The organism is Pseudomonas sp. CP-1 (assembly GCF_021213715.1).
Classification (GTDB): Bacteria; Pseudomonadota; Gammaproteobacteria; order Pseudomonadales; family Pseudomonadaceae; genus Pseudomonas; species Pseudomonas aeruginosa.
Map to the genome: position 1 here is coordinate 345682 of NZ_JAJQKY010000006.1, position 10781 is coordinate 356462.

The window sequence follows — 10781 nt, forward strand, 5'->3', positions numbered from 1 at the left end:
CAACAGGAGTTTCGATGTACCCCGCCCCCGACATGAGCCTCTGGCAAGGCCGGATCGATAGCCAGGAAGGCGCCGACGCGCGGCGCTGGCACCAATGGATGCGCCCCTACGCAGACGACGCCGAAGCGGCCAGCGTGCTGCTCGGTTTCGCCAGCGACGAAGGCGTGCGCCGCAACCAGGGTCGCCAGGGCGCGCGCCACGGACCGCCAGCCTTGCGTCGCGCGCTGGCCAACCTGGCCTGGCACGGCGAGCAAGCGATCTACGATGCCGGCGACATCGTCGCCGGCGACGATCTGGAAGCCGCCCAGGAACGCTACGCGCAACGCGTCGCCGACCTGCTCGCGCGCGGCCACCGGGTGGTCGGCCTGGGCGGCGGCCACGAAATCGCCTACGCCAGCTTCGCCGGCCTCGCCCGCCACCTGAGTCGGCATGAGCGCCTGCCGCGCATCGGTATCCTCAATTTCGACGCGCATTTCGACCTGCGCCACGCCGAACGGGCCAGCTCCGGCACGCCGTTCCGCCAGATCGCCGAACTCTGCCAGGCCTGCGACTGGCCGTTCGCCTACTGCTGCCTGGGCATCAGCCGCCTGAGCAACACCGCGGCGCTGTTCGACCAGGCCCAGCGCCTGGGTGTGCGCTACCTGCTGGACCGTCAGTTGCAGCCATGGAACCTGGAACGCAGCGAAGCCTTCCTCGACAGCTTCCTGCAATCCGTCGACCACCTCTACCTGACCGTTTGCCTCGACGTGCTCCCGGCCGCCCAGGCGCCCGGCGTCAGCGCGCCCTCGGCGCACGGCGTGGAGATGCCGGTGGTGGAGCACCTGGTCCGCCGCGCCAAGGCCAGCGGCAAGCTGCGCCTGGCCGACATCGCCGAACTCAACCCGCAACTCGATAGCGACCAGCGCACCGCCCGGATCGCCGCGCGCCTGGTCGACAGCCTGGTCAACTGATCGCCCTTTCGCCCACACAACAACAATAGAGCCCCGCCATGCCGACATTGCACCTGGACGCCCTGTCCACCACCGCCCTCGCCCTGCTCCTGCTCGCCCTCGGCAGCCAATTGAAGAAGCGCAGCCGCTGGCTGACACGTCTGTGCGTACCGTCGCCGGTGATCGCCGGCTTCGGCTTCGCCTTCCTGGTCTGGCTGCTCAGGGATCGCGGCTGGCTCGACATCGGCCTCGACACCAGCATGCAGACGCCCCTGATGGTGGCGTTCTTCACCACCGTCGGCCTCGGTGGCAGCCTCGGCCTGCTGCGCAAGGGCGGCAAGACCCTGCTGGTCTACCTGTCGGCCTGCTGGGCGCTGGCGATACTGCAGAACCTGATCGGCGTCGGCAGCGCCGGGCTGCTCGGCCTCGACCCGCTGCTCGGGATCATGGCCGGCGCGGTGTCGCTGGAAGGCGGTTTCGGCGCGGCGGCGGCCTTCGGCCCGGTTGCGGAAGGGCTCGGCGCCCAGGGCGCGACCACCGTGGCACTGGCCTCGGCCACCTTCGGCATGGTCGCTGGCGGACTGCTCGGCAGCCCGGTGGCGCGCTGGCTGATCGAACGCAACCGCCTGCCGGTGCAGGCGGAAAGCGACAACCGGCTGGAAGCCCTCGGCCAGCAGGAGCGACGCCAGCATGCGGCGGCCACGCTGGACGGCAATCTCCTGCTGCGCCTGCTGACCTGCGTGCTGCTGGTGATGGTGCTCGGCTTCTGGCTCGGCGACGCGCTCCAGGAACGCCTGGGCCTGGTGCTGCCCAGTTATGTCGGGGCGATGTTCATCGCCATCGTCCTGCGCAACCTCGACGACCGGCTCGGCTGGCTGCGCATTCCGGACCACGCCGTCGGTACCCTGGGCGACGTCTGCCTGGGCATCTTCCTGACCATGGCGATGATGAGCCTGAAGTTCTGGGAGCTGGAGAACCTCGGCCTGCCGCTGCTCGGCGTACTGTTCATCCAGGTCGCGGTGCTGTTGCTGCTGACGATCTTCGTGCTGTTCCGCCTGCTCGGCCGCAACTACGACGCGGCGGTGCTCTGCGCCGGCTTCCTCGGCCACGGCCTGGGCGCCACGCCCAACGCGGTGGCCAACATGGGCGCGGTCTGCGAGCACTATCGGGTGTTCTCGCACAAGGCCTTCATCATCGTGCCCCTGTGCGGCGCGGTACTGATCGATCTCGTCGCCATCCCGGCGATCACCTGGTTCATCAACGCCTTCAGTTGAACCATGGCGGCGCTCCGCTAGCGGAGCGCCAGCTTTCCGACGAGCGCCTCGGCCACTCGCCAGCAAAACGCCATTATTCCGTCGAAATCTCTCCGAAATTCCTACAGAATGTGGAAACCATTCCTAGGAAAACCTGTCTGTGCCTCTGATTTCTCCGTTCTTCAGTTGGCTGGCACGAAACTCGCCTTAGCCCTACTGTCGCCGTCTTTCGCGCCAGAGGTTCCGCGCATGGCTCCTCCCAAGCAGTCCAATACCATCGATTTCGACGCCGCCAAGCAGAAGCGCGGCCCCCAGCCCGGCGGCAACGCCAGCGGGCCGCGCGCCAGCAACCTGACGGAGTTGCGCCAGCAACTGACCCTACAGTTGCAGAGCAGCCTGGAGGCGGAGCGGATTCTCGGCCTGTTCTTCGAGGAAGTCCGCCAACTGATCCCGCTGGATGCCCTTGGCTACCGCCATCCGGGCTCCGACCTGCGCCTGGAGTTCGGCAGCAGCGCCAAGCATTCGGTGAGCTATCGCCTGAGCCATGACAGCGACTACCTCGGCGAACTGATCTTCCGTCGCCGCCAGCGCCTCGGCGAAGACGAACAACGGCAACTGGAGAGCCTGCTCGGCACCCTGCTGTTCCCGCTGCGCAACGCCCTGCTCTATCGCGCCGCGATCCAGACCGCCCTGCGCGACGCCCTGACCGGCACCGGCAACCGCATCGCCATGGACCAGGCGCTCGGCCGCGAACTGGAACTGGCCCGGCGCAACCTGCAACCGCTCTCGGTGCTGATGCTCGATATCGACCACTTCAAGCGGGTCAACGACCACTACGGTCACGCCGTCGGCGACGAAGCCCTCAAGGCCGTGGCGGAAACCATCAAGGACCACCTGCGCAATGTCGACATGGTGTTCCGCTTCGGCGGCGAGGAATTCCTCGTCCTGCTGTCCAGCACGCCGCTGCAGGCTGCCTGCATGGTCGGCGAACGCCTGCGCCAGGCGGTGGAGGAACTGGACTACCGGCACGCCGGCGAACCGCTGAAGCTGTCGATCAGCCTCGGTTGCGCCGACCTGCGGCCCGGCGAAGGCAGCGACGACCTGCTGCGACGGGTCGACGAGGCGCTCTACGAAGCCAAGCGCGACGGCCGCAACCGCCTGCGCTGCGCCTGAGGCTTGCCGATTCGCCCCCGAAGCGCGGAGCAGGCGCATCGGGCGACGGCAGTAGCGACGGCTCTCACCGGCGCAGTCACGGTTTCCGCCAAGGTCCTGCCGCTTATGGCTGCGCCGGCTCGTCCGGGGCGCCATAGGCCTGGCGCAAGCGGACGCGCTTCTCCAGCAGCCAGCCGCTGGTTTCCTTGCCGTCTCGAGCCAGGTACATGACGTTCAGCCACTCGCCGCTCGGCTTGTAGACAGTGATGAAGTCGCCGGGAATCACGAAGACCCCGGTGACACAGTCGGCACGCGGCGCGCTGTGGAAATAGGCGCGCCCCTTGTCGATCACCTCGCCCTCCAGCGGCGGACGGAAGTTGTCCTCGGGGCCGGCCGTCGCCTCGCCAAGGCTTGCACAGCTCTGCGCCGGCATCGCCGCATCCGCGGCCAGCCCGGCGACGCTCCATAGCATGCAGAGCGCGATAGCCAGGATCCTGTGCATTTCACCACCTCCTTGTGTGCGGGCGACCATTAGACACCGATTCCCAGGCATGAAAAAGGCCCCCGAAGGGGCCTTTCCAGGGCGCTTTCCGCTCAGCGGCGGAAGCCCGGACGCATACCGTCGCCGGCCGGTTTCGGCCGCCGCTTGACCTGCGGCTTGCGGGCCGCCGGCTTGTCGCCCGGCGCGCTGGCCGGACGCTCGTCGCGCGGCTTGCTCGGACGCGGCTTGCGGTTGCTCTCGCGGGGCCGCTCGGCAACCGGAGTGCCCTGCTCGCGCCCCTTGCGCTCGGCGCTCGGCTGCGGACCGCGCGCGGGACGCGAAGCCGGCGCGCGACGAGCGGCATTCTCGCCGTCCTCGCGCCTTGGCGCACGCTTGCGCCCGGCTTCCGGACGCTCGCTGCGCGCCAGCGGACGGGCCTGCTTGCGCTGCTGGCGTTCGGCCTTCTCGCGCGCCTTGGTGGTCATGCCCGGCAGCGCCACCGGCTTGAGGCCGACTTCCTCGCTGAGGATGTCGATTTCGCGCTGGTCCATTTCGCGGTAGCGGCCCATGGTCAGCTCGGAGGTCAGGAACACCGGGCCGAAACGCACTCGCTTCAGGCGGCTGACCACCAATCCCTGGGATTCCCACAACCGGCGCACCTCGCGGTTGCGGCCCTCCATCACTACGCAGTGGTACCAGTGGTTGAAGCCTTCGCCGCCCGGCGCCTGCTGGATATCGCTGAACTTGGCCGGGCCGTCCTCGAGCATCACGCCGTTGAGCAGGCGCTCGATCATCTCTTCGGTGACCTCGCCGCGCACCCGTACCGCGTATTCACGGTCCATCTCATAGGAAGGATGCATCAGGCGGTTGGCCAGTTCGCCATCGGTGGTGAACAGCAGCAGGCCGGTGGTGTTGATGTCCAGGCGACCGACATTGATCCAGCGACCGGTGCGCAGGCGCGGCAGGCGGTCGAAGATGGTCGGGCGGCCTTCCGGATCGTCGCGGGTGCAGACCTCGCCTTCCGGCTTGTTGTAGATCAGCACGCGACGGACACTCTCGGCGGCCTCTTCGCGGCGGATCAGGTGGCCATCGACGGTGATCGCATCGTGGCTGTCGACCCGCTGGCCGAGGCTGGCCACGCTGCCATTGACGTTGACCCGGCCTTCGGCGATCCACACTTCTACGTCGCGCCGGGAACCGACGCCGAGACGGGCGAGGACTTTCTGCAATTTTTCCCCGACCGGTACGTGGGGATTCTCTGGGGTATCGTTCATCTGGGCACCTCCCGGTGTGGCTGGCAACGAATCGAAGGGCGCGCATCATACGCGCTTCGTCAGGACAAAGCACCGTCCCCGGGCGGAAACCCGGACAATCCCGCTAGACTAGGCCGGGTTCACCCACCCCGCCACCCGGAGGCCCCGGTGCACGATGTCCCTCCCTTCAGCGGCGCCAAGCTGGCGCTGTTCTATGGCGACCACCTGGTCGTCTACAAACGCGACGAAAAACCCGGCATTCCCTTCCCCGGCTACTGGGACTTTCCCGGCGGCGGCCGCGAGGGCCTGGAGACGCCTGCCGAATGCGCCCTGCGCGAACTCGAGGAAGAGTTCTCCATCCGCCTGGAAGAACCTCGTATCGAATGGCAGCGACAGTATCCGAGCACCAGCGGCAGCGCGCCCTTCGCCTACTTCCTGGTGGCGCGCCTGGAGGACCGCGAGTTCGAGGCCATCCGCTTCGGCGACGAAGGACAATACTGGCGATTGATGGAGGTGGACGCCTACCTCGCGCATGCCATGGCCGTACCCTACCTGCAGAGCCGGCTCGGCGACTATCTGCGGGAACGCCGGCGCATCGGCGAATAACGCCGATGACGTTAGCCGTTCCATGCCCCGGATAATCCGGACGGCATAAAAAAACCCGGCCGAAGCCGGGCATGCCCAGGCGGGCAGTCTCAGTGTCTGCGGTGCTCGGCGAAGCGCTCCAGGGCTTCGCGGCTGAGGCGCTCGACCTGGGCCCAGTCGCCGCGGTCGACCACGGCCTTGGGCAGCATCCAGGTGCCGCCGACGCACATCACGTTGGGTACCGCCAGGTAGTCGGCGAGATTGTTCAGGCTGACGCCTCCGGTGGGGCAGAAGCGGATATCGGGGAATGGCCCCGAGAACGCCTTCAGCGCCGCCGGGCCGCCGCTGACCTCGGCGGGGAACAGCTTGAAGCGGCGGTAGCCGTGGCGGTAGGCGAGCATGATCTCGGAAGCGCTGGCCACGCCGGGCAACAGCGGGACTTCGCTGTCCAGGGCGAAGCGCAGCAACTCGTCGGTGCATCCCGGGGTGACCACGAAGCTCGCCCCGGCCTTTTCCGCGGCGGCGAAGGTCTGCGGGTCGAGCACGGTGCCGGCGCCGATGCGCAGGTGCGGGCGCTCCTCGCTGAGGCGACGGATGGCGGTCAGCCCGTGCGCCGTGCGCAGGGTGATCTCCAGGGCGGTCAGGCCGCCGGCGGCGAGGGCATCGGCCATCGGCAGGATGTCCGCCTCGCGGTCGATGGTGATCACCGGGAGGATGCGCGCCTCCCGGCACAGCGTGTCGATGCGGGCGGTCTTCTGTTCAAGGTTGTGCATGGCTACAGCTCCGCCACTCAGGGGTACCAATGGATCGTCAGCGGCGCGCGGAGGAAGGCGCGAACCGGCATCCGCCGTTCGTCCTCGACCGCCAGCGCGGTGTTCAGGGTGGCCAGCTTGGACTGGCCCTGGATCGCCAGCAGCTGCACCTTCGCCGCCGCCAGCACGGCGCGCGGTAGGGTCAGGCGCTGGTGCGGCACGCTCGGCGCCCACATCGGCAGGCAACGGCGCGTGCCCTGGGGATCCATCGCCAGGTCCAGGCCTGGGCTGTTCGGGAACAGCGAGGCGGTATGGCCGTCGTCGCCCATGCCGAGGACCAGCACGTCGATCGGCAACGGCAGCTCGTGCAGGTGGTGGTCGGCCAGCTCGGCCGCTTCCTCCAGGCTCGCCGCCGGCTGGTAGAGGCCGATGAAGCGCGCCTTCGCCGCCTCGCCACGGAGCAGGTGGCGGCGAACCAGGCCGGCGTTGCTATCGGCATGGGACTCCGGCACCCAGCGCTCGTCGGCCAGGCTGAGGGTGATCCGCGACCAGTCCAGCGGCTCCTCGCTCAAGGCTTCGAGGAAGGCCACCGGACTGCGCCCACCGGACACCACCAGCAGCGCCTGGCCCTGCTCGGCCAGCGCCGAGCGCAACCGGCCGGCGACCTCGGCGGCCAGGCCGCGGGCCTGCTCGGCGGCGCTGCCCCAGACCTGCAGGCCGACGCCGGCCGGCAGCTTCAACTCAGAAATCGCCATACCAACTCCTCCCATCGCGGGCCACTAGGGCCACCGAGGCCACCGGCCCCCAACTCCCCGCCGGATACGGCTTGGGCGCTTCGCTCAGGCGTTCCCAGCCAGCGATCAGCTGGTCGCACCACTTCCAGGCGAACTCCACCTCGTCCTTGCGCACGAACAGGTACTGGTTGCCCTGGGTGACCTCCAGCAGCAGACGCTCGTAGGCATCGGGAATCCGCGCCGCGTGGTAGGTCTCGGAAAAACTCAGTTGCAGCGGGCCGGTACGCAATTGCATGCCCTTGCCCAGGCCCTGGTCCTTGGTCATCACTTGCAGGGAGATACCTTCGTCCGGCTGCAGGCGGATGATCAGCCGGTTGCTGATCAGCGAACGCTGCTCGGGAGCGAAGATGTAGTGCGGCGGCTCCTTGAAGTGGATGACGATCTGCGACAGCTTCTGCGGCATGCGCTTGCCGGTGCGCAGGTAGAACGGCACGCCCGACCAGCGCCAGTTGCGGATATCCACGCGCAGGGCGACGAAGGTTTCCGCGTCGCTATCGCGATTCGCATGTTCCTCCTCCAGGTAGCCCGGCACTGCCTTGCCGTCGCTGAAACCGGCGGTGTACTGCCCACGCACCACGCGCGAAGCCAGTTGTTCGGCGGGAATCGGCTCGAGGGCGCGGAGCACCTTGACCTTCTCGTCGCGAATGCTGTCCGCCGAAAGGTCGCTGGGCGGATCCATGGCGATCAGGCAGAGCAGTTGCAGCAGGTGGTTCTGCACCATGTCGCGCAGTTGCCCGGCCTGGTCGAAGTAGCCCCAGCGGCCTTCGATGCCGACCTTCTCGGCCACGGTGATCTCCACGTGGGAGATGTGGTTCTGGTTCCACTGGGTCTCGAAGAGGCTGTTGGCGAAGCGCAGGGCGATCAAGTTCTGCACCGTCTCCTTGCCCAGGTAATGGTCGATCCGGTAGATGCGGCTTTCCGGGAAGAACCGGGCGACTGCCTCGTTGACCTCGCGGGACGACTCCAGGTCATGACCGATGGGCTTCTCCAGCACCACCCGGGTGCGCTCGGCGAGACCGGCGGCGGCGAGGTTCTCGCAGATGCCGCCGAACACCGAGGCCGGCGTGGCGAAGTAGGCGACCAGCGGCAGTTCGTCGTCCACCGCCTCGCGCAAGCCGACATAGGCCTGCGGGTCGAGGAAGTCCATGCTCAGGTAGTCGAGGCGTTCGCGGAAACGCTGCCAGACCGCGTCGTCCCACTCCTTCGCCGGCACCGCCAGGCGCAGGCGCTGCTCCAGCGTCGCCAGGTGTTCGGCGGGAGCGCCTTCGTCACGGGCCAGGGCCAGGACGCGGGTATCGCGGTGCAGCAGGTTCTCGCGATCGAGTTGGTAGAGCGCCGGGAACAGCTTGCGCAAGGCGAGATCGCCCAGCGCACCGAACAGCGCTAACGTGCAAGGCAGAACGCGGACATCAGGCATTTGTTGTTACCAACCAAATATTGAGTGATATTGAGCCATCCACTGCGCAATTAAGACAAATATGTAGTAATTAAACAACATATTTTTCCCAGCCCGCCACGCTGTTGGTCGCATGCCGGCCTGACGTTAGGATAGGCGCCGCCGCCGGCCCTTCCCCGCCGGGCCGACAGAACACGAGGAACCCGGATGAAAAACCTGCTGGAGCAGATCCAGAGCCGCCTGGACGAACTGAACAAGGCGGAGCGCAAAGTCGCCGAGGTCATCCTGCAGAACCCGCAGCAGGCCACCCGCTTCAGCATCGCCGCCCTGGCCCAGGCGGCAGCGGTCAGCGAACCGACGGTGAACCGCTTCTGTCGCTCCTTCGGCATGAGCGGCTATCCGGAACTGAAGATCCAGCTGGCCCAGAGCCTGGCTAGCGGCGCTGCCTTCGTGACCCAGGCGGTAGCCGAGGACGACGGGCCGGAAGCCTATACACGGAAGATCTTCAGCAACACCATCGCCTCCCTCGACAGCGCCCACAAGCTGCTCGACCCACGCGTCATCGACCGCGCCGTGGACCTGTTGATCCAGGCCCGGCAGATCCACTTCTTCGGTCTCGGCGCCTCGGCCTCGGTAGCGCTCGACGCGCAGCACAAGTTCTTCCGCTTCAACCTGGCGGTGAGCGCCCAGGCCGACGTGCTGATGCAACGGATGATCGCCTCGGTGGCGCATACCGGCGACCTGTTCGTGGTGATTTCCTATACCGGACGCACCCGCGAGCTGGTGGAGGTGGCGCACCTTGCGCGGGAGAACGGCGCCTCGGTGCTCGGCCTGACCGCCGCCGGCTCGCCGCTGGCCAGGGCCAGCACCCTGTGCCTGGACATCCCGTTGCCGGAAGACACCGACATCTACATGCCGATGACTTCGCGGATCGTCCAGCTCACCGTGCTCGACGTACTGGCCACCGGAGTGACCCTGCGCCGCGGCGTGGACTTCCAGCCGCACCTGCGGCGGATCAAGGAAAGCCTGGTGCCGACCCGCTATCCCCTCGACGAGGACAACTGACCGCCTGCCTATTGCAGGCCGGCGGCGAGACTCAGGCGCATGCGTTCGCCGGGCGCCAGGATCAGCCCACCCGGGCGGTAGCCAGCGGCGCCGATACAGAGGAAGCGTTCCGCTTCGCCCGGCTCGACCTGCTCCACCGGGCGGCTGCCGGGGTGCCAGATCACGCTGCCGGCGCTGACGTTCTTGTCGATCCGCAAGCGGCGGTTCCAGCCGCCGTCCTCCAGCACCAGCGATCCGGGATGGTAGAGCACCTGCTTGACCGCGCCGCGCGGTATCCAGGTTCCCGGAATCCGCGAAGCGCCGCGCTGGCCGCGAGCCGACTCCAGCTCCATGCCGTGCACCACCACCCGGCTCAGCGCGCCGACCCGCCAGTAGGGCTGCAGGGCGAAGCTGAACAGGCAATCGTCGTCTTCCTCATGGTAGCTGCACAGCTCCAGCTCCAGGCGCTGGCCAAGGCGCGCATCGAGGCGCACGTGCCAGTCCTCCAGGTCCAGTTGCCAGCTCACCACCACCTTGCTTTCGTCGGCGTAGGCATCCAGCAGGCGCCATTCGCGTTGCCGCGCCCAGCCCTGCTGCGGCCATTCGCTGCCGTTCGGATGGCTGCCGAACCACGGCCAGCAGACCGGGATGCCGCCGCGCACCGGCGCACTGCTGAGGGCCGGCCATTCGCTGGCGCACCACAGCAACGGGCGTTCGCCCTGCGGCTGGAAATGCAGGAGCTGCGCTCCTTGCCGACTGAATACGGCCTGGCACAGCGGATGGTCGATCAACAGCAGATCGCGACGTTGGAAGCGTACCCAGTCGAACGGTCGCTTGGCCCGCATGGAATGAAAGAAACGCTGCAGCGGATGCTCAAGCATGTCCGATTGTCCTACCCTCTCCCCTTCCCGGAAAGCCCGGGCGTGCATCCGTGTAGTTTTACTACATTTCGCACGCAAGCCCCAAATGATCGGCACAGGAAAAGCGTAGTCGGTTTGTAACAGGCAGCCGGGAAGAGCGGTCGCCGGAAAAAAACGGCCCGCCCGAAACGCTCGGGCGGGCCCAGGCACAACACCGGAGCAGGCAACGCGACGGTCAGAACACCGTCTGGATCTTGATCCCCGCCACCAGCGCGTTGTCGA

11 protein-coding genes are annotated in these 10781 nt (G+C 67.5%); 5 read left to right on the forward strand and 6 right to left on the reverse strand.

What is annotated here, in order from left to right; genetic code table 11:
- Positions 1 to 14 precede the first annotated feature (14 nt).
- The 3 genes from hutG to LT948_RS15230 all read left to right on the forward strand — a co-directional run bounded on the left by hutG (position 15) and on the right by LT948_RS15230 (position 3355).
- The gene (hutG, locus tag LT948_RS15220) at positions 15 to 950 is read left to right on the forward strand and encodes a formimidoylglutamase (protein WP_023111539.1); all 936 of its coding nucleotides are present in this window, start codon (positions 15 to 17) and stop codon (positions 948 to 950) included.
- A gap of 38 nt (positions 951 to 988) precedes the next feature.
- Positions 989 to 2203 (forward strand): sodium/glutamate symporter, encoded by a 1215-nt coding sequence (gene gltS / locus LT948_RS15225; protein ID WP_003163320.1) that lies wholly within the window; start codon positions 989 to 991, stop codon positions 2201 to 2203.
- Positions 2204 to 2431: 228 nt separating this feature from the next.
- Positions 2432 to 3355, forward strand: a complete 924-nt coding sequence (locus LT948_RS15230; protein ID WP_003105929.1) for a GGDEF domain-containing protein — start codon at positions 2432 to 2434, stop codon at positions 3353 to 3355.
- A gap of 103 nt (positions 3356 to 3458) precedes the next feature.
- Here LT948_RS15230 and LT948_RS15235 read toward each other — a convergent pair whose 3' ends face one another.
- Together LT948_RS15235 and rluB are read right to left on the reverse strand one after the other, a co-directional pair.
- Positions 3459 to 3836: a hypothetical protein gene (locus tag LT948_RS15235; protein ID WP_023095359.1), complete on the reverse strand. Its 378-nt coding sequence runs from the start codon at positions 3834 to 3836 to the stop codon at positions 3459 to 3461.
- Positions 3837 to 3928: 92 nt separating this feature from the next.
- Positions 3929 to 5089: a 23S rRNA pseudouridine(2605) synthase RluB gene (gene rluB, locus LT948_RS15240; RefSeq protein ID WP_003113439.1), complete on the reverse strand. Its 1161-nt coding sequence runs from the start codon at positions 5087 to 5089 to the stop codon at positions 3929 to 3931.
- 147 nt (positions 5090 to 5236) lie between these two features.
- Between rluB and LT948_RS15245 the strand changes: the two genes are divergently transcribed.
- On the forward strand, positions 5237 to 5674 hold the full coding sequence (locus LT948_RS15245; protein WP_003107683.1) for an NUDIX hydrolase: 438 nt from the start codon (positions 5237 to 5239) through the stop codon (positions 5672 to 5674).
- 89 nt (positions 5675 to 5763) lie between these two features.
- Here LT948_RS15245 and LT948_RS15250 read toward each other — a convergent pair whose 3' ends face one another.
- Genes LT948_RS15250 through zwf form a run of 3 tightly spaced genes read right to left on the reverse strand, consistent with a single transcriptional unit; the run spans position 5764 to position 8616 of the window.
- Positions 5764 to 6426 (reverse strand): bifunctional 4-hydroxy-2-oxoglutarate aldolase/2-dehydro-3-deoxy-phosphogluconate aldolase, encoded by a 663-nt coding sequence (locus LT948_RS15250; RefSeq protein WP_003138452.1) that lies wholly within the window; start codon positions 6424 to 6426, stop codon positions 5764 to 5766.
- Positions 6427 to 6443: 17 nt separating this feature from the next.
- Positions 6444 to 7160, reverse strand: coding sequence for a 6-phosphogluconolactonase (pgl, locus tag LT948_RS15255; protein WP_003130495.1), 717 nt, complete (start codon positions 7158 to 7160; stop codon positions 6444 to 6446).
- Positions 7147 to 8616, reverse strand: coding sequence for a glucose-6-phosphate dehydrogenase (gene zwf, locus LT948_RS15260; RefSeq protein WP_003091465.1), 1470 nt, complete (start codon positions 8614 to 8616; stop codon positions 7147 to 7149). Before zwf ends, pgl begins: the two co-directional genes overlap by 14 nt.
- A 186-nt stretch (positions 8617 to 8802) precedes the next feature.
- Here zwf and LT948_RS15265 point away from each other — a divergent pair, with 186 nt between their 5' ends.
- Positions 8803 to 9660, forward strand: a complete 858-nt coding sequence (locus LT948_RS15265) for a MurR/RpiR family transcriptional regulator (protein ID WP_003091466.1) — start codon at positions 8803 to 8805, stop codon at positions 9658 to 9660.
- 8 nt (positions 9661 to 9668) lie between these two features.
- Here the strand turns inward: LT948_RS15265 and LT948_RS15270 are convergent, their stop codons facing one another.
- Positions 9669 to 10520, reverse strand: a complete 852-nt coding sequence (locus tag LT948_RS15270) for a D-hexose-6-phosphate mutarotase (RefSeq protein ID WP_003112064.1) — start codon at positions 10518 to 10520, stop codon at positions 9669 to 9671.
- Positions 10521 to 10781 lie beyond the last annotated feature (261 nt).

Bases quoted from the DNA above. Each gene is read 5' to 3' on its own strand.
- hutG (WP_023111539.1), top strand. From the start codon at position 15: ATGTACCCCGCCCCCGACATGAGCCTCTGGCAAGGCCGGATCGATAGC.
- gltS (WP_003163320.1), top strand. From the start codon at position 989: ATGCCGACATTGCACCTGGACGCCCTGTCCACCACCGCCCTCGCCCTG.
- LT948_RS15230 (WP_003105929.1), top strand. From the start codon at position 2,432: ATGGCTCCTCCCAAGCAGTCCAATACCATCGATTTCGACGCCGCCAAG.
- LT948_RS15235 (WP_023095359.1), bottom strand. From the start codon at position 3,836: ATGCACAGGATCCTGGCTATCGCGCTCTGCATGCTATGGAGCGTCGCC.
- rluB (WP_003113439.1), bottom strand. From the start codon at position 5,089: ATGAACGATACCCCAGAGAATCCCCACGTACCGGTCGGGGAAAAATTG.
- LT948_RS15250 (WP_003138452.1), bottom strand. From the start codon at position 6,426: ATGCACAACCTTGAACAGAAGACCGCCCGCATCGACACGCTGTGCCGG.
- pgl (WP_003130495.1), bottom strand. From the start codon at position 7,160: ATGGCGATTTCTGAGTTGAAGCTGCCGGCCGGCGTCGGCCTGCAGGTC.
- zwf (WP_003091465.1), bottom strand. From the start codon at position 8,616: ATGCCTGATGTCCGCGTTCTGCCTTGCACGTTAGCGCTGTTCGGTGCG.
- LT948_RS15265 (WP_003091466.1), top strand. From the start codon at position 8,803: ATGAAAAACCTGCTGGAGCAGATCCAGAGCCGCCTGGACGAACTGAAC.
- LT948_RS15270 (WP_003112064.1), bottom strand. From the start codon at position 10,520: ATGCTTGAGCATCCGCTGCAGCGTTTCTTTCATTCCATGCGGGCCAAG.